Below are 20,411 nucleotides of genomic sequence, written 5' to 3' on the forward strand. Positions count from 1 at the left end.
AACCCGGTGGGCTGCCACCGGTCGTGTAATGCAACAAGGGAGGAAGTACATGTTGCGCAAACTGCTTATCGGAACGGCGCTCGCTTCGGGCCTGGCTTTCGCGGCCCATGCCGAGGACGTCAAGGAAGTGCAGATGCTGCATTGGTGGACGTCGGGTGGCGAAGCGGCTGCTCTCAACGTGCTCAAGGGCGATCTGGCCAAGGAAGGCTATGCCTGGAAGGACGTCCCCGTGGCGGGCGGCGGCGGCGATGCCGCCATGACCGCGCTGAAGGCGATGGTCGCGGCCGGCAACTATCCGACCGCCTCGCAGATGCTCGGCTACACCGTGCTCGACTATGCCGCTGCCGGCGTCATGGGCGACCTCACCGAGACGGCGAAGAAGGAAGGTTGGGACAAGTCGGTTCCGGCCGCCCTGCAGAAATTCTCCGTCTATGAGGGCAAGTGGGTTGCCGCTCCGGTCAACGTCCACTCCGTCAACTGGCTTTGGATCAACAAGGCGGTGATGGACAAGATCGGCGGCACCGAGCCGAAGACCTTCGACGATTTTATCGCCCTGCTCGACAAGGCCAAGGCGGCCGGGGTCACCCCGCTCGCGCTTGGTGGCCAGAACTGGCAGGAAGCGACCATGTTCGATTCCGTCGTGCTGTCGACCGGCGGACCTGAGTTCTACAAGAAGGCGATGAACGACCTCGACGACGCGTCGCTCAAGTCCGACACGATGAAGAAGTCGTTCGACAATCTCGCCAAGCTCGTCACCTATGTCGACCCGAACTTCTCGGGCCGCGACTGGAACCTCGCCACCGCCATGGTCATCAAGGGCGATGCGCTGGTGCAGGTCATGGGCGACTGGGCCAAGGGCGAGTTCCACGCCGCCAAAAAGACGCCGGGCACGGACTTCCTCTGCTACCGCTTCCCGGGCACCGACGGTTCGGTGATCTACAACTCGGACATGTTCGGCATGTTCAACGTCCCGGACGACCGCAAGGCCGCCCAGGTCGCTCTGGCCACCGCCACCTTGTCGAAGAGCTTCCAGTCGGCCTTCAACGTCGTCAAGGGTTCGGTTCCGGCCCGCACCGACGTGCCTGACACCGACTTCGACGCCTGCGGCAAGAAGGGTATTGCCGACCTGAAGAAGGCCAACGAAGGCGGCACCCTGTTCGGCTCGCTGGCCCAGGGCTATGGCGCGCCTCCGGCTGTCGCCAATGCCTATAAGGACGTCGTCTCGAAGTTTGTCCACGGTCAGATCAAGACCTCGGACGAGGCCGTGACCGAACTGGTCAAGGCGATCGACGACGCCAAGTAAGCGCCGGCCACAAAACACCTTCCCCGCTCCGGCGGGGAAGGTTTCCGGTCCGTGAGGCCGATCGGCCGGACGCCGACGGGAGGAACCCCATGAGCAGTGTAGCGACAACCCAGATCAAGCTGACACCGGAGCGGTCGCGCACCTCTGTGCGCTCGCGCCTGCAGGATGCCTTGCCCAAGATCGTGCTGGCGCCGAGCTTCGCCATCACCATCGTCTTCGTCTACGGCTTCATCCTGTGGACGATCTACCTGTCCTTCACCAACTCCAAGACCTTCCCCTCCTATGCCATTACGGGCGCGCGCGCCTATCAACGATTGTGGGGCTGGACCTTCGACACCGACCCGCCATCGAGTTGGTACACGTCGATCACCAACATGGGGATTTTCGGCTTTCTCTACATTTTGATCTGCCTGGCGCTCGGCCTGTTCCTGGCCATCCTGCTCGACCAGAAGATTCGCGGCGAAGGGGTTTTGCGTCCCATCTACCTCTACCCGATGGCGCTCTCCTTCATCGTCACCGGCGTTGCCTGGAAATGGTTCCTCGACCCCGGCCTCGGTCTCGAACAGACGCTGCATCAATGGGGTTGGACGAGCTTCCATTTCGACTGGATCAAGAACAAGGATTTCGTCATCTATACCGTGGTCATCGCCGGCGTCTGGCAGGCCTCCGGCTTCATCATGGCGATGTTCCTGGCCGGTCTGCGCGGCATTGACGGGGAGATCATGAAGGCGGCGCAGATCGACGGCGCCACCACCTTCCAGCTCTATCGCCGCATCGTCATTCCGCTGTTGCGGCCGATCTTCCTGTCGGCCTTCATCGTGCTCGCGCACCTTGCCATCAAATCCTACGACCTAGTCGTGGCACTGACCAGCGGCGGCCCCGGCGGCTCGGCCTGGCTGCCGTCCAACTTCATGTATGAATACACCTTCAAGCGCAACGAAATGGCCGTCGGCTCGGCCAGCGCCGTGATCATGCTGATGACCATCGTCGCCATCATCGTGCCCTATCTCTATTCGGAACTTAGGGAGAAGTCGCGATGAGCGCCGTGACCCCTCCCGTCCACCAGGCCAGCGGCGGCATGAACGTCAAGATCGTCAACCGCATCGTGATCTACGGGCTTCTCGCGCTGTTCGCGCTGTTCTACCTGATGCCGCTATTCGTCATGCTGGTGACCTCGTTCAAGACCATGGACGAGATCCAGAACGGCAACATGCTGGCGCTGCCAAAGGCGCCGACCTTCGACCCCTGGTTCAAGGCCTGGGGCGAGACCTGCGTCGGCCTCACCTGCGCCGGCATCAAGGGTTATTTCTGGAACTCCATCAAGATGGTGGTTCCGGCCGTGCTTATCTCGACCATGTTGGGCGCGCTCAATGGCTACGTGCTGACCAAATGGCGTTTCCGCGGCGCGACCCTGGTGTTCGGGCTGATGCTGTTTGCCTGCTTCATCCCGTTCCAATCGGTATTGCTGCCGATGGCGACGATCCTGGGCAGCCTCGGACGGTTCGGCGTGACGCTGCAGAACACGGTCGGAACCAGCTTCGGCCTCGGCAACCCGACGGTGAACCTGGTGTTCGTCCACGTCGTCTACGGCATCGGCTTCACCACGCTGTTCTTCCGCAATTATTATGAGGCGTTCCCGACCGAACTGGTCAAGGCCGCGCAGGTCGACGGCGCCTCCTTCTTCCAGATCTTTCGGCGCATCATGCTGCCGAACTCGATGCCGATCTTCGTCGTCACCGTCATCTATCAATTCACGAACATCTGGAACGACTTCCTGTTCGCCTCCGCCTATGCCGGCACCGGCGACGCCATGCCGATGACGGTGGCGCTCAACAACGTCGTCAACACCTCGACCGGCGTCGTCGAATACAACGTCAACATGGCGGCCGCGATGATCGCGGCCCTGCCCACCCTCCTCGTCTACGTGCTCGCAGGCCGCTATTTCGTGCGTGGCCTGATGGCGGGCGCGGTCAAAGGATAACCCAATGGCTTTTCTGGAAATTGATGGTCTGAGGAAGCGTTTCGGCCAGGTCGAGATCCTGAAGGGGATCAATCTCGAGCTGGAAAAGGGCGGCTTCCTGGTGCTGGTCGGCCCTTCCGGCTGCGGCAAGTCCACTTTGCTCAATACCATTGCCGGACTGGAGACGATCACCTCTGGCGATATCCGCGTCGACGGCCGCACCATCACCGATCTGCACCCATCCAAGCGCGACATCGCCATGGTGTTCCAGAGCTACGCGCTCTACCCGAACATGACGGTCGCCGGGAACATCTCCTTCGGCATGGAGATGCGCGGCGTGCCGGCCGACGAGCGCCAGAAGGCGATCGACAAGGTGGCGAAGGTGCTTCAGATCGGCCATCTGCTGAACCGCAAGCCGAGCCAGCTGTCGGGCGGCCAGCGCCAGCGCGTCGCCATGGGCCGGGCGCTGGTGCGCGACCCCAAGCTGTTCCTGTTCGACGAGCCGCTTTCCAATCTCGACGCCAAGCTGCGCGTCGACATGCGCATCGAGATCAAGCGCCTGCACGCCACCACGGGCACGACGATCGTCTATGTCACCCACGACCAGATCGAGGCGATGACGCTGGCGACCAAGATCGCCGTCATGCGCGACGGCGAGGTGCAGCAATTCGGTACGCCGGCCGAGATCTACAACAACCCCAGCAATGTCTTCGTCGCCGACTTCATGGGTTCGCCGGCGATGAACCTGATCCCGGCGACCATCGACGGCAATGGCGGCGACCTTGCCGTCGTGCTCGATCGCGAGGCACGCCAGCCGATCACCTTGCCGATGGCCAACGCCCCTGCCGGATTGTCGGCGTTCAAGGGCAAGCCGGTCATCTTCGGCGTTCGTCCGGAGGCGCTCACCGATCCGGAAGGCGCGGAGCGCAACGCCTCGCAAATCGCCACCGCCGATTGCCATATCGAGGTGGTGGAGCCGGCCGGTTCCGACACCTTCGCCGTCACCAATCTCGGCGGCAAGGGCGTGGTGGCGCGACTACGCGCCGATGCCAACATCCAGCCCGGTACCAACACGCCGCTCGCCTTCAACCTGACCAAGGCGGTGTTCTTCGATCCGGCGACCGAGAGCCGTATTCGTTGATGCGTGTCGCCCAAAAGTGGGTCTGGTTTTGGGGCAATGACATGCATCAGAACAAAGACCTCTAGACAATGACAAACCCGGATATCGTCATCATCGGCTCCGGCATCGGCGGCGCCACGGTTGCCGCCGGCCTGGCCGGCAGCGGCGCCTCGATCCTGATGCTGGAACGCGGCGAGCCGTTGCTGGCAACGCCGCATGCGCGCGACACGCGCTCGATCTTCGTTGACGGCCACTACCGGCCGAAGGAGATGTGGCGCGAGGCCGGTGGCGCTGCATTCAACCCGGGCAATTACTACTATGTCGGCGGCAATTCGAAATTCTTCGGCGCGGTGCTGATCCGCTACCGCAAGGAGGATTTCTCCACCATGGAGCACTTCGGCGGCGTCTCGCCGGCCTGGCCGTTTTCCTATGATGAATTCGAGCCTTGGTATTCCAGGGCAGAGCAGCTTTTCCGCGTCCGCGGCACGCTCGGCGAGGATCCGACCGAGCCGTTCCACTCGGTCCCCTATGCCTATACGCCTGTGCCCGACGAGGCGCCGATCGCGCGTGCCCGCGCCGAGCTCAAGCGGCTGGGCCTGCATCCGGCCTCGCTGCCGCTCGGCGTCGACATCGACACCTGGCTGAAGGAGGGCAGGACTGGCTGGGACGCCTTCCCCAATACTGGCCAGGGAAAGATGGACGCCCAGACCGCACCCCTGGCGGCGGCACTGAACGATCCGAACATCAAGCTCGAAACCGGCGCCTATGTCGAATATCTCGAGACTGCTCCGGACGGCAAAACCATATCGGCGGTTCATTACCGCCAGAACGGCGAGCTGAAGAAGCTGTCGCCAAAACTGGTCATCCTGTCGGCCGGCGCGGTCAATTCAGCGGTCATCCTGCTGCGCTCGCCTTCTCCCGATGGCAAAGGCCTCGCCAACCGCTCCGACCAGGTGGGTCGCAATTTCATGAACCACAATTCGAGCGCCATGCTGGCGATCGATCCGCGCCGCAGGAACGATGCCGTCTACCAGAAGACGCTGATGCTGAACGACTACTATCTCACGGGCGGCAAGGGCGGCAAACCGCTCGGCAATGTCCAGCTTCTCGGCAAGATCGACGGCAACATGCTAAAGGCCAATGTGAAACGGGTGCCGAAATTCGTGCTCGATTTCATGGCCGGCCATGCGGTCGACTGGTATCTGATGTGCGAGGACCTGCCCGACCCCGAAAGCCGCATCATGGTCGACGGTAAGGACATCGTCATGCAATGGCGGCGCTCCAACATGCAGTCGCTCGACGGGCTGACCAAGGTGATGCGCGAGAATTTTCGCGCCTGCGGTTATCCCCTGGTGCTGTCGCGCCCTTTCGACAAACGCACGCCCTCGCACCAGTGCGGCACGGTGAAAATGGGCGATGATCCGGCGACGTCGCCGCTCGATCCGTTCTGTCGCGCCTTCGAGCATAAGAACCTGTTCGTCGTCGACGCCAGTTTTCTGCCGAATTCGGCCGCCGTGAACCCTGCGCTGTCGATCGCGGCGCAGGCGCTGCGTGTCGCCGAACACATCCGCAAAGCGGACCTCGCCGCATGACCCGCCCGGCGGCCATCGTCACCGGCGGCGCGCGCGGCATCGGCCTTGCCTGCGCCGAAGCGCTGGCCGACGCCGGCTTCGACATTCTCGTGGCCGACCTTGCCGAAACAGCCGCAGGCGAGCTCGCCGCTGACATAACCGCGCGCGGCGCGAAATTTGCCTATGTCAGTTGCGACATCGCCGATCTTTCTAGCCACGCCGCCTTGGTCGAAACCGCCATGCGCGACCTCGGCCGCGTCGATTGCCTGGTCAACAATGCCGGCATCGGCGCCGTCGTGCGTGGCGATCTGCTCGACCTCAAACCCGACAATTTCGACCGCGCGCTTGGCGTCAACCTGCGAGGCACCGTATTCCTCAGCCAGGCGGTCGCCAGGGCGATGCTCCGCCAGCGCAGCGATCATCCAAAATCGATCATCACCATCACCTCGGTCAGCGCCGAGATGGCCTCGCCGGAACGCTCCGAATATTGCATCTCGAAGGCAGGGCTTTCGATGTGGGTGAAGAATCTGGCGCTCAGGCTCGCCCCGGAAAACATCGGCGTGTTCGAGCTGCGGCCGGGCATTATCCGCACCGACATGACGGCGGGCGTGACCGCCAAATATGACGCTTTGATAGACAGCGGCCTGGTGCCGGCGAAACGCTGGGGCGAAGCGTCCGACATCGGCGCCATGGTGGCCGCGCTCGCTGCCGGGAGACTGGGCTTTTCGACCGGCTCGATCATCAATGTCGACGGCGCGCTCTCCGTGCCGCGGCTATGAACGGATGAGACAATGACCGACTATATCATCGTGGGCGCCGGCCCGGCCGGCTGCGTGCTGGCCAACCGGCTGAGCGAGGATCACTCCAATTCCGTGCTGCTGCTCGAAGCCGGCGGCAAGGATTGGCACCCCTATATCCATATGCCTGCGGGCTTCGCCAAGATGACCAAGGGCATCGCCTCCTGGGGCTGGTCGACGGTGCCGCAGAGGAACATGAACGACCGCGTCTTCTGGTACACGCAGGCCAAGGTGGTTGGTGGCGGCTCCTCCATCAACGCCCAGATCTACACGCGCGGCAATGCCCGCGACTACGACGCCTGGGAGAAAGAGGAAGGGCTGGCCGGTTGGGGCTACCGCGACGTGCTGCCCTATTTCAAACGGGCCGAGAACAACCAGCGCTACGCCAACGATTTCCACGGCGACGAGGGCCCGCTCGGCGTGTCGAACCCGATTTCGCCGCTGCCGATCTGTGAGGCCTATTTCCGCGCTGGCCAGGCGATGGGCATTCCCTTCAATCCGGATTTCAACGGCGCTGCCCAAGAAGGCGTCGGCTACTATCAGCTGACCCAGAAGGATGCCCGGCGCTCCTCCGCCTCGGTCGCCTATCTCAGGCCGATCCGCGCTCGCAAGAACCTCACCGTCCGGACCGACGTACTGGTCACCCGCATCGTCGTCGAGAACGTCCGCGCCATCGGCGTCGAGGTGGTCGACAGGCCAGGCGGCGAGACAAAAATCCTGCGCGCCGACCGCGAGGTGATCGTCTCGTCCGGCGCCATCGGTTCGCCTAAGCTTTTGATGCAGTCGGGCATCGGCCCGGCCGACCACCTGAAATCGGTCGGCGTCACGCCGGTGCACGACCTGCCCGGCGTCGGCTCCAACATGCAGGACCATCTCGACCTGTTCGTCATCGCCGAATGCACCGGCGACCATACCTACGACAATTATGCCAAGCTGCACCGCACAGCCTGGGCTGGCCTGCAATATCTGCTGCTGAAGAAGGGACCGGTGGCTTCCAGCCTGTTCGAGACCGGCGGCTTCTGGTACGCCGACCCGACCGCCGCCTCGCCCGATATCCAGTTTCATCTGGGTCTTGGCTCCGGCATCGAGGCTGGCGTCGAGAAGCTGAAAAACCCGGGCGTCACCTTGAACTCGGCCTTCCTGCGCCCGCGCTCGCGCGGCACGGTGCGGCTGAAAAGCGCTGATCCCACCGACCATCCGCTGATCGACCCCAACTACTGGTCCGATCCCTATGACCGCGACATGTCGCTCAAGGGCCTGCGGCTGGCGCGCGAGATCATGCGGCAGAAGGCGCTTGCCCCTTACGTGCTGCGCGAGGTGCTGCCCGGCCCGTCGCTCGCCAGCGACGATGAGCTGATCGACTATGCCTGCCGCACGTCCAAGACCGACCACCATCCCGTCGGCACCTGCCGCATGGGCAATGACGACATGGCGGTGGTAGCGCCGGACCTGAGACTGCGCGGCATCGAGGGGCTGCGCGTCTGCGATGCGTCTGTCATGCCGCGCGTGCCTTCCTCCAACACCAATGCGCCGACGATCATGGTCGGCGAAAAGGGTGCCGACCTGATCCTCGGCCGCGAGCCGCTGCCGCCGGCGGTGTTTTCCGGCAACCGCGTGGCATAGGAGCAGAAAATGATCAGGCACTGTGTCTTTGTCAGGTTCCGCAACGACATCGGCGTCGATGAGCGCAAGGCCATTCACGCCGATCTCGAGGCGCTTCGCTCCGTCATCAACGGCATGGGCACCGTCCGGTTCAGCACCAATGTCAGCCCAGAGCCTTTCGCGCGAGGTTTCAGCCATGGCTTCACCATCGATTTCCGTGATGCCGCCGCCCGCGACGCCTACCTCGTGCATGAGGCGCATCAGCGTGCCGGCGCCCGGCTGGTCGCGGCCCTCGAAGGCGGCACGGAGGGATTGATGGTCTTCGATCTCGATCTTACGAAAAAGTGACCGCCGGCCTTCCGAAAGCCGGCTGATCTCTGTTCTCTTTTGCCGACAGGGCGACATATCGTTCCTTTGGGGGATGCATAGGAGGACGCCTTGAACCTCACTACCGAGCAGAAGAAAACCGTCCTGGCCTCATTCCTGGGCTGGACGCTCGATGCTTTTGATTTCTTCCTTCTGACATTCCTGCTCACCGATATTGCGACTGAATTCCAGACGGATGTCCCGGCAGTATCAAAGGCACTGTTCCTGACCTTGGCCACGCGCTTCATCGGCGCGTTCTTCTTTGGCATGCTAGCCGACAAATACGGGCGCAAGCCCATTCTCATGCTCAACATCGTCAGCTATTCGGTGATCGGCGCGCTCGCCGCCTTCTCGCCCAATCTCGGCATCTTCCTGGCGCTGCGGGCCTTGTTCGGCATCGCCATGGGCGGCGAATGGGGCCTTGGCAGCTCGCTTGCCATGGAATCCGTCCCGCCGAGCGCCCGCGGCATTGTCTCGGGCATCCTGCAATGCGGCTATCCGGCCGGCTATCTGCTGGCGGCGGTGGTGTACGGCCTGCTCTACCAGCAGACGATCGGCGGCTACACGATCGGCTGGCGCGCCATGTTCCTGCTCTCCTTCGTCCCGGCGCTGATCGTCCTGTTCATCCGCTCGCATGTGCCGGAATCTCCTGCCTTCGTCGAGGCACAGAAAACCGCTCGACCGGGAATGCTGGAGACCTTACAGAAGCACTGGGGCGTCGCGCTCTATGCTGTCGTGCTGATGATGTTCTTCAACTTCTTCAGCCATGGCACACAGGATCTCTACCCGACTTTTTTGAAGAAGCAACATGGCTTTGATCCGCATACGGTGAGCTGGATCACCATCGTTGCCAACATCGGCGCCATCGTCGGCGGCCTGGCATTCGGCGCGCTGTCCGAGAAGATCGGCCGTGTCAACGCCATCACCCTGGCCTGCATCATCGCCCTGCCGGCAATCCCGCTATGGGCCTACAGTTCCACGCCGTTCATGCTGGCCATCGGCGCCTTCATCATGCAGGTCGCGGTGCAGGGCGCTTGGGGTGTCATCCCCGTGCACCTCAACGAGCTTTCTCCCGGTGCGGTGCGCGCTACCTTGCCCGGCTTCATCTATCAGGCTGGCAATCTCGCCGCTTCCTATGGCGGTCCATATCAGGCCGGGATCGCCGAAGCCCCCGGCGGCAGCTATGGCTATGCGCTGGCGCTTTTTGCCGGCGTGGTCGCCGTCTGCATCATCGTCGTCATCCGCTTCAGTCCGGAGCGGCGCGGCCAAGTAATGACGGTGCTCGGCTGAGAGGTCAACCCATCCTCAGCGCGATGACGCCTGCAACAATGCTGAGCGCGGCGGCGCCGCGCCACCCTGTCATCTTCTCGCCGAGGGCGTAGACCGAGATCATCATGGCAAACAGGATCGAAGTCTCGCGCAGCGACGCCACCGAGGCGATCGGCGCCTTGGTCATCGCCCACATGACGATCCAGTAGGCGGCGCCGGAAAGCACGCCGGTGAACAGTCCCGTCTTCCAGTCGCCCGCCAGAACGGGCAGCGCCTTGGGCCCTCGGAAAACGAGGCACAGCACCAGCGCCCCAAATGCATCGCAGATGAACAGCCAGGCGGCATAGCTCTGCGCCGTTGCCGCCAGCCGCGCGCCGCTGCCGTCGGACAGCGTGTAGCTGGCGATGAAGATCGACGTGCCGAGCGCATAGCCGACCGCGCGCAGGTTCAGCTTCTCCAGATGCGCGCCACCGCGAAATGACATAACCAGCGTGCCGGCCGACAACAGCAGGATGCCAAGGATGGCAAGCGGCGCCGGCACTTCGGCGACGACGAACATGCCGCCAATCGCGGCCAGCAGGGGTGCCGTGCCACGCGCCAGCGGGTAGGTCTGGGCGAAATCGCCGGCTTGGTAGGCTCCGATCAGGAAGGTGCGATAGCCCATGTGGAAGATCACCGAAGCGATGATGTAGGGCCAGACCTCCGCCTTCGGCACCTCGACGAAGGGCAGCACGACGAGGGCAGCAGTGCCCATGCCGAGCGTCATCAGCGTGATCGACAGGAAGCGGTCGAGATGCACCTTGACCAGGGCGTTCCAGATCGCGTGCATGGCGGCCGCGGCAAGCACCGAGAAGAAGACGAAAAGCGTCATAGGGAGCTCATCGACCTCCCCAGCCGAAGGGCGTCTCGAGATCGATGTCGACCCGGACCGGGAAGTGGTCGGAAGCCACCTCGCCGATGTCTGATCCAACCGAACGCACACGCCCGGCCAGCATGCCGCCGACGAAGCAATGGTCAAGCCGGCGCTTTGCCAGCCTGCCGTCGATGATCTTCTCATGCGTATGGAAATCCGCCACCGGCTCGCTGGCGACAGAAGCGGCATCGACCAAGCCGTCGAGATAGGCAGCACCCCGATGATAGGGCGTGCCGCCGACAATTCGGCGATATTCGGCGCTGCCGGGTTCCATGTTGAAATCGCCCATCCAGATTGTCGCCAGCGGATTTTCCGGCTCGACTTCCCCATGTGTCCAGTTACGCGAAGGTTCGTCATCCGCGCCGCTCCACGGTCCGCCTTCCGATTGTGCCCGGCGGTGCTCGGTCATGAGATAATCAATCTGCTCCAGCCGCTCTTCCGCCGCGATGTGCGCGAGATGCAGCGACAGCACCCTGACCGGCCCCGCCGGCGTGCGGATCATGCATTCGAGCGCGGCGTTGCGGGTGTTGAGCGGCCGCAGTGTGCGGCGCATCGGCAGCGCGTGCAGTCGCGACCAGACGATCGGCAGCTTCGACATGACCATGGTGCCGAACTGCCGGCGGCGATTGACCAGGCGGCCGTCACGCAGCTCGCTGGCATCCATGTCGAAGGCTGGGCCGTAGACCCAGTGATACCCGGCCAGCAACTGGGAAAGCATCTCCGGCTGGTCATCGAAATCGCTGCGCTGCCAGTGCCGCTCGACCTCCTGCAAGGCGATGATGTCGGCGCCGGCGACAAGGCGTGCCGCACGCGAAAGATCGTAGCGTCCGTCGCTGCCGAATCCGTACTGGATGTTGTAGCTGACCAGCTTCATTGCTTATCCGGCTCACTTTTCGATGTTGGCAGTAGCGGTTCGGCTGATCGCTTGCAATGTGCAGGAGGACAGATGGGGCTTGGGCCAGCAGGGCAGCAATCGAGACGCGGTATCTGCTAGTCGGTGGTCAGCGGCTGGAACCGCCCTGCCGGCGATGCCGCAAGCTCCGTCCAGTCGATCTCTTCCTCCAGACGGTGATAGGCTTCGTCGCCGATGGTGCCGTCGCGGCGCAGCTCCTCCAGGGCATCGCGCTGGCTTTTGATGGCATAGAGACGCAGCCTGTCATATTCGGTCGCGGCCTGGGCGTCCTCGGGATTTTTGGCGACCTTGCGCTGGGCGGCATATTGCTCGCGCACAGCGGCTGCGGCGCTCGAGGTCTTGCCGCTCAATACATCGAGAGCAGCCTGCATCACCACGACGCGCGCCTTCGCGACCTCCCGGTCGACCGTTTCGTCGGGATCCAGTTTCAGGATGCGCAGCAGCGGCTTCAGGCTCATTCCTTGCAGCACCAGGGTGCCGAGCACGACCGTGAAGGCGGCGAGCACGATCGGATCGCGAGCAGGAAATTCGACCGGCAAGGCGAATGCCGCCGCAAGCGTTACCAGTCCGCGCATGCCGCACCAGCCGATGAGCACGCCGCCGCGAAAGGACGGCGTATCCGGCTGGTGCTCGGCGCCGCCAAAGCGGGCAAACCACCTGATGATTGCACCGCAGCCCAGCACCCAGATCAGGCGCGAAACGATGACGACCGCCAGCACTGCCGCGGCAAAGATGAACGCGTCGAGCTCTCCCGTACCGGCGAGCCGTCCGACGATCGACCGCGCCTGCAGACCCATCAGCACGAAGGCCAGCACGTTGAGCACGAACACCGCCGTCTCCCAGACCGAATAGGAACTGACACGCTTTCTCGCTGACATTCGGCGCGGCGCGGTCTGCGCGATGGTCATGGCGTAGACGACGATTGTGATGATCGCCGAAAGACCCAACCTGTCCGCCAGAATCCAGACACCGAACGTGCCGGCGAACTGCACAACGGTGCCGCTGGCGGCGTCCTCGATGCGGCTCAGCGTGGCGAGCGACAGCCGGCCGAGTACATAGCCGGCCGCCAGGCTTCCAACGGTCGACAAGGCGACCATGGGCGCGGCGCTGCTCAGCAGGAACGGACCGAGTGCGGCGCCGACAGCGATACGGTAGATCAGCAGCGCGGTTGCATCGTTGAGCAGGCTCTCGCCTTGCAGGATGGTGGTGATGCGATGCGGCACCTTGAACTGTCCGAGCACGGCCGACGCCGCGACGGCATCGGGCGGCGCTACGATGGCGCCAAGGGCGACAGCCGCGGCGATCGGCAGGCCTGCCATCTTCCAGCCGAGCAGCGCAACCGCTGCGGTGATGAAAACAACCGCCCCCAAGGCCAACAGCGCGAGCGGCAGCCGGTTGCGATTGAGGTCGCGCAACGAGGTGTCATAGGCGGCGTCGAGCAGCACGGGGGCGATGAACAAGGCCAGCGCCAGTTCCGGGTCGATTTCGATGGTGGGCATGCCGGGCAGGAAGGCGATGCCCGCGCCCGCCAGCGCCAGCAACGACGGATAGGGAACTTGCAGCCGCCGCGACAGCGCCGTCAGCGCGACTGCAATCAACAGGAGGATAAGCGTCAGTTCGAAAAGAGCCATGCTCTATCGTAGCCGCCGAACGAGGCGATTGGCAGTGCCAAAGTCATGGTCGTGAAACAACAGGGACACCTCTGGCACGGGCCGTGTCGCTGCCGACAGCATGAGAAATCCCGATGGCTGGCGCGCCCGTTTGGGAGCGCCTTCCGACAGCGGACTACCTAGTGCAGCACCAGCATATCGCTCGACGAGAACGAAATCTCGGCCTTCTCTCCGACCGCGGGCGGCGGGGTGGCGGAGTTGTTGAACGTGTCGAGCGACACCGTGTTGCCGCCGATGCCGACACGGACCCGGATAACCGAGCCGAGGAAGTGCACTTCGGAAATCTCTCCGGTCAGGCTGGAGTCGCGGCCGGGCTGGCGGCCGAGCGAAATCGCCTCGGGCCGCAGCGCCAGAGACAGCGTGTCGCCGGACTTCGAGCCGTTGAGCTTGCCTTTGAGCGAGACTTCCTGCGTGTTGACCTGCACCTTGCCGGAGGCGGCGTCGGTGACCTTGCCTTCGAGCACGTTCAGCGTGCCGACGAAATTGGCGACGAACTTGGTCGCCGGCCGGTTGTAGATCTCGAACGGCGTCGCGACCTGCTCGGCCTTGCCGCCATACATCACCGCGATGCGGTCGGAGATCGACAGCGCCTCTTCCTGGTCATGGGTGACGAAGATTGTGGTGATGCCGAGCTTCTTCTGGATCGAGCGGATTTCTTCGCGGAGCGACACGCGCACCTTGGCGTCCAGCGCCGACAGCGGCTCGTCGAGCAACAGGAGCTTCGGCTTCGGCGCGATCGCGCGCGCCAGTGCGATGCGCTGCTGCTGGCCGCCGGACAGCTGGTAGGGATAGCGGTCCGCCATCTGCGGCAGCCTGATCATGTCGAGCATCTCGGCGACGCGCCTGTCGGCATCGGCCTTGTTCATGCCGGCAACCTTCAGCCCGAAAGCGATGTTCTGCGCCACGGTCAGGTTCGGGAACAGCGCGTAGGCCTGGAACACCATGCCGACATTGCGCTGGTTAGGCTTCAGCCGCGTGATGTCCTTGCCGGCGACGACGATCTTGCCGGCCGATGGTTCCTCGAAGCCGGCGACCATGCGCAGCACCGTCGTCTTGCCGCAGCCGGATGGCCCCAGGAACGAGACGAACTCGCCCGGCTCGACGTCGAGGCTGAAATCCTGCACCACGGTGTTGGACCCGTAGGACTTTCGCACATGCTGGATCGACAGGAATGGCTCGGCCATGGCTTTTTCTCTCAGGTCAGTTCGGGCGGTTCGCCGATTTCGGCGCGAAGCGGGACAGGATCTGGATGAGCGACATGCAGCCCCAGGTAATGGCGAAGGCGATGATGGCAAGGGCTGCCGGTTCATAGGCGCGGTTGGCGCCGACGTTTTGCAGATAAGGGCCGAAGGCCGGACGGTTGAGGAGGCTCGCCATGGTGAACTCGCCGATGACGATGGCAAAGGTCAGGAACGCGCCCGACAGCACGGCGATCAGGACATTGGGCAGGATCACCCGGCCAATGATCGTGCCCCAGCCGGCCCCCAGGATCTGCGCTGCTTCGGTCAATGTCCGCACATCGATGGTGCGCAGCCCGGTATCGACGGCGCGATACATGTAAGGCAGAGCCAGCGTCGCATAGCCGATCACCAGGAGGGCATTCGCTCCCATATTGCTGCCCAGGAACGGCAGCGGGGAATTCGAGCCGTACATCCGGATATAGCCGAAGACGATGACGATGGCTGGAATGACCAGCGGCAACAGCGTGATGAATTCGACGATCGGCCTGAGCCGCGGCAGGCGCAGCCGGATCCAGTAGGCCGCCGGCACCACGATCAGCACGCCGAGAATGATGGTGAAGACGGCCGCTACCACCGAATACAGGAAGGTCGACTGGAAGCGAGCGTCGCCCAGCACGATCTGGTAGGCGTCGAAGGAATGGACGCCGCGGCGCATGCGCAACGAGAACTCGACAGTCGCCATCAGCGGAATGAAGAAATAGGCCGCGCCGACAATGAAGACGACCCAGGCCCAGAATTTGCCCGACTTCATTTGAGCCACCTTTCGGACCGGGTCCGGAACCAGATGTAGAAGACGTTGGCCAAGCCCGTGATGACGATCATGCCGAAGGCGATGGCATAGCCGAGCTGCGGGTTGTGCAGCACGTCGCCATTGATCTGCGAATAGAGCTTGATGGGAACGATGTTGAGTGCCGGGCCGGCAAACGCGTAAGCCGTGGCGATGGCGCCGAAGGAATTGGCGAACAACAGGATGACGGTGCCAAGGAAGCTCGGCCATATCACCGGAATGACCACCATGCGCCAATACTGCGACTGGGTGGCCCCGAGCGTGGCGGCGGCCTCGCCCCATTCCTTCTTCAAGCCGTCGATGGCCGGCACGATGATGACCACCATCAGCGGAATCTGGAAGAACAGATAGACCGCGATCAGGCCCGATGTCGTGAGGAAATTGAAGCCCATCGCGTAGATGTTCACATTGAGAACGTCACGCAGAAGCGTTGTGACGATGCCGACGCGGCCGAGGGTAGCCAGGAAGGCGAAGGCCAGCGGCAAGCCGGCGAAATTCGAGGCGACACCCGAAAAAGTCAGGGTCGCCGAGCGGGTCCAGTTGGGAAGGCCGCCGCGCACGATGGCGATGGCAATCGCGAGCCCGGCGAAGGCACCGATGACGGCCGACCAGAAACTGATCTTGATCGAAACCCAATAGGAAGCGCTGATCGAGGGATCGCTGATCAGCTGCAGGATGTTATCCAGCGTCAGCTGACCGTCGCCATTCTGGAAAGCGCCCAGGACGAGATAGATCGTCGGCAGGATCAGGAACATCAGGACGAAGATGAAGAAAGGCGCCACGCCAATCCACTGCATCGGAAAGCGGAAAGTGGTCGCCTCGTTCGGCGGCGCGGGCTTGGTGGTAACGGACTGATTTGAGAGCGTAAGATCGGTCATGCGCCGGCTACCGTCTTCGAGGGGAAGCCGGGCGGCCTCGCGGCCGCCCGGTGGATTTCAAGCGTTACTTGACGTTGGCGCCGACAACGGCGTCCCAGTTCTTGCTGATGGTCTCCTTCGCCTTGCCCTGCTCGTCGAGCGTCGGGAAGGCGGCCGACGCGTAGGACTCCGCTGGCGGCAGCTTGGCCAGAACGTCCGCGGGGATCTTGCCGTTCTTGGCAAGATCGTTGAAACGGATCGGGTGGCAATAGCCCTTCAGCCAGCCGACCTGGCCTTCGTCGGAATAGAGATATTCCATCCACAGCTTGGCTGCATTCGGATGCGGCGCGAAGGCGCTGATCGCCTGCACATAAACACCGGCGACAACGCCGGTCTTCGGCACGATGACGTCGACGGGCGGGTTGCCCTTCAGCGTGTCGCGACCGGCGAGCGCGTTGTAATCCCAGTTGATCAGGATCGGGGTCTGGCCCTGGGCAAGCGTTGCCGGCTTGCCGACGACCGGCACGAAATTGCCGGCGGCGTTGAGCTTCTTGAAGAAGTCGAGGCCAGCGGTGCCAGCGGCCTCACCAGCAGCCGCGCCACCGGAAAGGCCCGCGGCGTAGACGGCCTGGATGGCCTGGTTCGAAGCGCGCGGATCGCCGGCAACGGCGACCGCGTTGGCGAATTCGGGCTTGAGGAGATCGGCCCAGTCCTTCGGCGACTCCTTGATCAGGTCCTTGTTCACCATGAACGAGAGCACGCCATAATAGTCGCCGTACCAGGCGCCATCGGCATCCTTGGCGCTGTCCGGGATCGAGTCCCAGGTGGACACCTTGTATGGCATCAACAGGCCATCGGCCTTGGCGGTCGGGCCGAAGGACAGGCCGACGTCGATGACATCAGGAGCCTGCGGACCCTTGTTGTCCTTGTTGGCCTTGATCGCCTCGACTTCATCGCCGGAGCCGGCGTCGGGGTTGAGTTCGTTGACGGTGATTTCCGGATACTTCGCCTTGAAGCCGGCGATGACGTCGCCGTAGCCGCACCAGTCATGCGGCAAGGCGATCGTGGTGAGCTGGCCTTCGGCCTTGGCGGCCTTGATGAGATCGTCCATCGAAGCGGCGGACGAAATCACCGACGACACCATCAGGGTCGCGGCCGAAAGGGAAAGCATTTTCCCCGTGAATTTGAACATGTGTTCTCTCCATTGAACTGACGCCGTTGGACGTCTGCGATGCGGTATCGTTTTCGTGTGACAGCCAGATGAAAGCTTTGTGAAACCGGCGCCTCGCAGCGTGAAAAGTTAACTCTTTTTAACGGACTGTAGCAATTAGCCATCACTTAATTTTCCGGCTAATCATTAATCCGCCCCTATATCGCCCCTTCCCCTCTCCTTTCCCCTCGTTTCCCGATCAACTTCCGCACCCCGGAACCGGCCTCAGACCGTCCCGGCGATGGCGTTTTCGAGCAGTGTCAGCGCCGCCTTCTTGGTCAGCTTGACCGGGTTGCCGCCGGCCGTCGGATCGACCACCGCCATGTCGGCGATCAGCCCCTTGCGCTTCTTGTCCATGTCGAGCCCCTTGATCAGGCCCGGCAGCGCGTGCGGCACCTTCAACTCCTTGCGCAGCTTGATAACGGCCTTGGCGAAGCCGTCGAAACCGCCCTTGATGCCGCAATAGGCGGCGAGCCGGGCAATACGCTCCTCGATGGAGTCGCGATTGAAGGCCAGCACATAAGGCATGAACACGGCATTGGTCATGCCATGATGGGTGTCGTAGAGCGCGCCGATCGGATGCGACAGCGAGTGGATCGCACCCAGCCCCTTCTGGAACGCCGCAGCGCCCATGGCGGCCGCGCTCATCATGTGGGCGCGGGCGACGAGGTCCTTGCCGTTGGCATAAGCCTTCGGCAGGTTCTCGAACACCAGGCGTATGCCTTCGACGGCAATGCCGTCGGCCATCGGATGATAGCCCGGCGCGCAATAGGCTTCGAGGCAATGGGCAAGCGCGTCCATGCCGGTGCCGGCGGTGATGAAGGAAGGCATGCCGACCGACAGCTCCGGATCCGCGATGACGATCGCCGGCAACAACTTCGGATGGAAGATGACCTTCTTGGTATGCGTCTCCTCGTTGGTGATGACACCGGCGCGGCCGACCTCCGAGCCGGTGCCGGCGGTGGTCGGCACCGCGATGATCGGCGCGATGGCGTCGGAGTTGGCGCGCGTCCACCAGTCGCCGACATCCTCGAAGTCCCAGACCGGCCTGACTTGGCCGGCCTGGAAGGCGATCAGCTTGCCGAGGTCGAGCGCCGAGCCGCCGCCGAAGGCGATGACGCCGTCATGCTTGCCCTTCTTGAACACCGCGATGCCGGCGGTGAGGTTGGACTCGACCGGGTTCGGCTTCACCTCGGAGAAGACGCCATAGGGCACCTTGGCCTCGTCGAGAATCCTTAGCGTCGAGGCGACGACCGGCAGTTTCGCCAATCCCGGATCGGTGACGAAAAGCGGCCGCTTGATGCCGGTGGCCGCGAGCACCTCCGGCAGTTCCTTGATGCGCCCGGCGCCGAAACGAACAGTGGTGGGGTAGTTCCATTTGGAGATGAGCTTGGACATTTTTGTCTTTCGAAAATTAGATGGCTTCACGCAGATGGAATGATTTCGGCCGGGTCAAATTGTCATAGCCCAGTGCCGACAGGGCAACGCCCTTGCCGGTGTCCTTGACGCCGGTCCAGACCAGCGCCGGATCAAGATAGTCGCAGCGGTTCATGAACACCGTGCCGGTCTCGACGCGGTCGCCGATCGCCACCGCATGCTCGGTGTCGCGCGTCCAGATCGAGGCCGTCAGCCCGTAGGGGCTGTCGTTCATCAAAGCGATCGCCTCTTCATCGTTGCGCACCTTCATGATGCCGACGATCGGCCCGAAACTTTCCTCGCGCATGACGCTCATCTGGTGGTCGACTTGCGTCAGCACCTCCGGCGCCAGATAGGGCGAGCCGGTCTTGTCGTTAGCCAGCTTCATGTCGATATGCGCCTTGGCGCCCTTGCGCAGCGCTTCGGCCTTCTGCTCGCGGATCAGATCGGCAAAGCGCGCCTGCGCCATCGGTCCCATCGTCGTCGCCTGCTCCAGCGGATTGCCGACGACATAATTCCTGGTCTCGGCGATGAAGCCTTCGACGAACTCGTCATAGACCGTCTCGTGCACATAGACGCGTTCGATGCCACAGCAGCACTGGCCGGAATTGAAGAAGGCGCCGTCGACCAGATTGGCCACGGCATGGTCCATCTTGGCGTCGGGCAGCACATAGGCCGGATCCTTGCCACCAAGTTCGAGCCCAAGCGTCATGAAGGTGCCTGCCGCCGCCTTTTCGATAGCACGGCCGCCAGCGACCGATCCGGTGAAATTGACATGGTCGATCTTGCCGGAACCCAGCAGTTTTTCGGTCTGTGCATGGTTGAGCACGACATTCTGGAACACGCCCTTTGGCAGGCCAGCCTTGTCGAACGCCTGTTGGAAGCGCTCGCCGACCAGCAACGTCTGCGCGGCATGTTTGAGGATGACGGCGTTGCCGGCCATCAGCGCCGGCACGATGGTGTTGACCGCTGTCAGATAGGGATAGTTCCATGGCGCGATCACCATGACCACCCCAAGTGGATCCTTCTTCACATAGCGCCGGAAGCCGTCCTTCGGGTTGGAGGCCGGCACGGACTTGAGCGCCGCTTCCGCGATCTCGACCATATAGTTGGTACGCTCCTTGACGCCGCCGAACTCGCCGCCATAACGAACGGGACGCCCCATCTGCCAGGCGATCTCCGGCACGATCTCGTCTGATATCGCGACCAGTGCTTCCAGCATCGCGAGCATGTACTTGCCACGCTCGACGATCGGCGTCCGCGCCCACTTCTCCTGCGCCGCCCTGGCGAGCTCGACCGCGGCGTTGATCGCCTGGTCGGTAGCGACCGGCCGCTCGGCATAGATCGAGCCGTCGATAGGGGATTTTAGTTTGACCGTTTCGGTCATCGTTTAAGTCCTCGCACTTCTGTACAATC

At 63.1% G+C, this 20,411-nt stretch carries 18 protein-coding genes; 9 read left to right on the forward strand and 9 right to left on the reverse strand.

Going from position 1 to position 20,411, the window contains the following annotated elements:
• Nucleotides 1–49 precede the first annotated feature (49 nt).
• The 9 genes from ACVWWD_RS02675 (at nucleotide 50) to ACVWWD_RS02715 (ending at nucleotide 10,009) form a co-directional block, all read left to right on the forward strand.
• Nucleotides 50–1,303: an ABC transporter substrate-binding protein gene (locus ACVWWD_RS02675; RefSeq protein WP_352546757.1), complete on the forward strand. Its 1,254-nt coding sequence runs from the start codon at nucleotides 50–52 to the stop codon at nucleotides 1,301–1,303.
• Between the two features lie 89 nt (nucleotides 1,304–1,392).
• Nucleotides 1,393–2,343 (forward strand): carbohydrate ABC transporter permease, encoded by a 951-nt coding sequence (locus tag ACVWWD_RS02680; RefSeq protein ID WP_015315823.1) that lies wholly within the window; start codon nucleotides 1,393–1,395, stop codon nucleotides 2,341–2,343.
• The gene (locus tag ACVWWD_RS02685) at nucleotides 2,340–3,284 is read left to right on the forward strand and encodes a carbohydrate ABC transporter permease (RefSeq protein WP_352546756.1); all 945 of its coding nucleotides are present in this window, start codon (nucleotides 2,340–2,342) and stop codon (nucleotides 3,282–3,284) included. The genes ACVWWD_RS02680 and ACVWWD_RS02685 overlap by 4 nt, the downstream gene beginning before the upstream one ends.
• 4 nt (nucleotides 3,285–3,288) lie before the next feature.
• On the forward strand, nucleotides 3,289–4,404 hold the full coding sequence (locus tag ACVWWD_RS02690; RefSeq protein ID WP_023781265.1) for an ABC transporter ATP-binding protein: 1,116 nt from the start codon (nucleotides 3,289–3,291) through the stop codon (nucleotides 4,402–4,404).
• Between the two features lie 68 nt (nucleotides 4,405–4,472).
• Nucleotides 4,473–5,975 carry an FAD-dependent oxidoreductase gene (locus ACVWWD_RS02695; protein ID WP_023781264.1) on the forward strand — a complete coding sequence of 501 codons (1,503 nt, stop codon included), beginning with the start codon at nucleotides 4,473–4,475 and terminating at the stop codon, nucleotides 5,973–5,975.
• A complete protein-coding gene (locus ACVWWD_RS02700; protein ID WP_023781263.1) occupies nucleotides 5,972–6,733 on the forward strand; it encodes a 3-ketoacyl-ACP reductase in 762 nt (253 codons plus the stop codon). The genes ACVWWD_RS02695 and ACVWWD_RS02700 overlap by 4 nt, the downstream gene beginning before the upstream one ends.
• Before the next feature lie 12 nt (nucleotides 6,734–6,745).
• A complete protein-coding gene (locus ACVWWD_RS02705; RefSeq protein WP_352546755.1) occupies nucleotides 6,746–8,374 on the forward strand; it encodes a GMC family oxidoreductase in 1,629 nt (542 codons plus the stop codon).
• Nucleotides 8,375–8,383: 9 nt separating this feature from the next.
• The gene (locus tag ACVWWD_RS02710) at nucleotides 8,384–8,701 is read left to right on the forward strand and encodes a Dabb family protein (RefSeq protein WP_352546754.1); all 318 of its coding nucleotides are present in this window, start codon (nucleotides 8,384–8,386) and stop codon (nucleotides 8,699–8,701) included.
• Between the two features lie 90 nt (nucleotides 8,702–8,791).
• Complete coding sequence (locus tag ACVWWD_RS02715) at nucleotides 8,792–10,009, forward strand: MFS transporter (RefSeq protein WP_023770527.1); 1,218 nt, start codon at nucleotides 8,792–8,794, stop codon at nucleotides 10,007–10,009.
• 4 nt (nucleotides 10,010–10,013) lie between these two features.
• Here ACVWWD_RS02715 and ACVWWD_RS02720 read toward each other — a convergent pair whose 3' ends face one another.
• From ACVWWD_RS02720 to ACVWWD_RS02760, 9 genes are all read right to left on the reverse strand, one after another.
• Nucleotides 10,014–10,859 (reverse strand): EamA family transporter, encoded by an 846-nt coding sequence (locus ACVWWD_RS02720; protein ID WP_352546753.1) that lies wholly within the window; start codon nucleotides 10,857–10,859, stop codon nucleotides 10,014–10,016.
• Nucleotides 10,860–10,866: 7 nt separating this feature from the next.
• Complete coding sequence (locus ACVWWD_RS02725) at nucleotides 10,867–11,775, reverse strand: endonuclease/exonuclease/phosphatase family protein (RefSeq protein WP_352546752.1); 909 nt, start codon at nucleotides 11,773–11,775, stop codon at nucleotides 10,867–10,869.
• A gap of 116 nt (nucleotides 11,776–11,891) precedes the next feature.
• Nucleotides 11,892–13,445: a cation:proton antiporter gene (locus ACVWWD_RS02730; protein ID WP_352546751.1), complete on the reverse strand. Its 1,554-nt coding sequence runs from the start codon at nucleotides 13,443–13,445 to the stop codon at nucleotides 11,892–11,894.
• 158 nt (nucleotides 13,446–13,603) lie between these two features.
• Nucleotides 13,604–14,668 carry an ABC transporter ATP-binding protein gene (locus tag ACVWWD_RS02735; protein ID WP_023770532.1) on the reverse strand — a complete coding sequence of 355 codons (1,065 nt, stop codon included), beginning with the start codon at nucleotides 14,666–14,668 and terminating at the stop codon, nucleotides 13,604–13,606.
• A 16-nt stretch (nucleotides 14,669–14,684) separates the two neighbouring features.
• Complete coding sequence (locus ACVWWD_RS02740) at nucleotides 14,685–15,476, reverse strand: ABC transporter permease (RefSeq protein WP_023770533.1); 792 nt, start codon at nucleotides 15,474–15,476, stop codon at nucleotides 14,685–14,687.
• Nucleotides 15,473–16,390 carry an ABC transporter permease gene (locus tag ACVWWD_RS02745; protein ID WP_023770534.1) on the reverse strand — a complete coding sequence of 306 codons (918 nt, stop codon included), beginning with the start codon at nucleotides 16,388–16,390 and terminating at the stop codon, nucleotides 15,473–15,475. The genes ACVWWD_RS02740 and ACVWWD_RS02745 overlap by 4 nt, the downstream gene beginning before the upstream one ends.
• Nucleotides 16,391–16,454: 64 nt before the next feature.
• Nucleotides 16,455–17,561 carry an ABC transporter substrate-binding protein gene (locus tag ACVWWD_RS02750; protein WP_023770535.1) on the reverse strand — a complete coding sequence of 369 codons (1,107 nt, stop codon included), beginning with the start codon at nucleotides 17,559–17,561 and terminating at the stop codon, nucleotides 16,455–16,457.
• A 243-nt stretch (nucleotides 17,562–17,804) separates the two neighbouring features.
• Nucleotides 17,805–18,977 carry an iron-containing alcohol dehydrogenase gene (locus ACVWWD_RS02755; RefSeq protein ID WP_023770536.1) on the reverse strand — a complete coding sequence of 391 codons (1,173 nt, stop codon included), beginning with the start codon at nucleotides 18,975–18,977 and terminating at the stop codon, nucleotides 17,805–17,807.
• Between the two features lie 16 nt (nucleotides 18,978–18,993).
• Nucleotides 18,994–20,382 carry an aldehyde dehydrogenase family protein gene (locus ACVWWD_RS02760; RefSeq protein WP_352574787.1) on the reverse strand — a complete coding sequence of 463 codons (1,389 nt, stop codon included), beginning with the start codon at nucleotides 20,380–20,382 and terminating at the stop codon, nucleotides 18,994–18,996.
• Nucleotides 20,383–20,411 lie beyond the last annotated feature (29 nt).

It is taken from the genome of Mesorhizobium sp. URHB0026 (assembly GCF_054059755.1).